General features: G+C 53.2%; 1 protein-coding gene. It reads right to left on the bottom strand.

Annotated elements, in window-relative coordinates; translation table 11 throughout:
* Window positions 1-2,101, bottom strand: a 2,101-nt coding sequence (locus H6B51_RS16835; RefSeq protein WP_204884753.1) for a leucine-rich repeat protein, incomplete at its 3' end; no start/stop codon positions are given.
* Window positions 2,102-2,124: the final 23 nt, after the last annotated feature.

Below are 2,124 nucleotides of genomic sequence, written 5' to 3'. Positions count from 1 at the left end.
AGGCGCTTGCACTTGCCGAAGGCTCGCCTGCTGCCCGCCACAGCACTGTCACCAGCATACCACGGGTTACCGGGTCATTGGGCGCGAACGAGGTGTCCGACACGCCGGAGAACAGGCCGTTATTCACCACGTACTCCACCGCGCCTGCAAACCAGTCGTTTGTCCGCACATCGGTAAAGGAGCCGACCATTGGCGCGACGCTCGGTGGCGCAGAGGGCAGCCCTTCCAGCATGGACGGCTCAAAGATGACAACATTCAAATGCTCGTCAAAGCCTTCATCAACACCGTTGAAGGGGACGTAAACCTCCATATTGGGTATGGCCACCACACCTGCGCCATCGCCGCCAATATGGGTATTGGGAAACACCCGTTCCAGATTGGGCATCAGGATGGTTCCGCTGCCCAGCTGGATGGTGTCAGAAGTATATATATCAGCGTATCCATAGCCGGAAAAACCTTCTATCACCTTTACCCGGTTCAGGTTCATGACAGGACTAGAATACGAGGTCAGTCTATGAACGTTGAGGATGGTGTCCGGCAGGGTCAGGGCATCCATCTGGCAACCAAGCAAAAAGTCATTCCATGTGGTGATGGCGGCAGGCCAGTTGGTGATCTGGCCGATGTTATTGTCCTCAAACGCCGCCCACTCCATATATTCCAGGCTGTCCGGCAGGCGGACGTCCATTTTTGGGGATGAGTCGGTATTGATATAGCCAAAAGCTTTTTCTCCGATATACTTCACGCCATTGGGGATTTCCAAATAGCTGATGTCAATCGAATGTCCCGAAAACGCCTTGTCGCCGATATAGGTCAGGGCGTCAGGTAAATCACGCACGGCGCTTATTGGAACGCCGGCCTCGTGATCGATATAGGTGACGCTTTCCGGCAGGGTAAAATCAACTAATTCGTACATCCCATCGGGAAATGCGTCCGGTCCGATATAGCGCAGACCGTCCGGGAGGGACATGGTGGTGTCATATTGGCTGGATTGCCATTCCATTATCCCCAGCGTACCGGGACGGACATCAACATGGAACGGCGACCAGGGATCCAGTTCGGTTTCCTTAAAGCAGAATACGCTGCCAAGATAGTTTTCGCCCCCTGGCAGGTTCTCCCAATACGGGGTACCCCTAAGGCTTCCCGGATAGAGGGTTTCCAGTGTGCCGGGAAAGCTGATGCTGTCAAGCGAGCTGCATCCGGCAAATGCGTTATCGCCGATTTTTTTCAGCCCCTCCGGCAGCACGACATTGTTCAGACTATCGCAGCCGGAAAATGCGGTATCGCCAATCTCTTTTAAGCCGCTGCCAAAGTTTACCGTAGTTAGTTCCGACTGTGTGCCAAAAGCGCCGTCTGCAATGTATTCCACGCTGTCCGGCAGCGTGATGGAGGTGACGTCGCCGCCATAGGGGGAGAAAGCGTCAGTAGCAATGCCCCTGACGCCGTTCGGCACGGTGACCACAGTATCATCGCCTGCATACTTCACCAGCTCTCCGCCAATGACAATAAAGGGGTCTCCGCCACGAGCCCTTACCTCGTTTGCTTTACGAACCGCCATATAGGTCTCGTTGAATGCGTTGGCGCCGATATATTCTACACCGGCTGGGATGGTGAAATTGTCTATGTTGCAGTTCATAAAAGCACGTTCACCGATGGATTTCAACGTGGAGGGCAAGTTGATTTCCGACAAACCCGGGGCGCTTGCAAACGCATTATCGCCAATGGTTTCCAAGCCTTCCGGCAGTGTAACCTTCGTCAGACTACTCACATAGTAAGCTGTATTTGGGTAATAGGCAAATCTTTCAATGTACTTCACGGTGTCTGGTACAACGACACTTTCCACCGTATCGGTGTCGTCACCCAGAAGATCAAGGTCTCCTATCCCCACCACGGTGTAGCCGTTGATTTGCGAAGGGATAACCAGATTGGTTTCCGTGCCGTTATAACCCATGATTTCAATGGTGTCCTCGGTGACAAATTGGTAGTCGTAGACAACGCCCGGATCCTCCGCCGCAAACGCCGCCATGGGCATAAGGCTCAGCAGCATACACAGGGCAAGCAACACGCCCCATATGCGTTTGGTAATGGTTTTTGTTGTTTGCATAAGAACATCTCCTTTATGTTTTC

It is taken from the genome of Pseudoflavonifractor phocaeensis (assembly GCF_016901955.1).
Taxonomy (GTDB): Bacteria; Bacillota; Clostridia; order Oscillospirales; family Oscillospiraceae; genus Flavonifractor; species Flavonifractor phocaeensis_A.
This window is presented reverse-complemented; position numbering and strand designations above follow the sequence as displayed.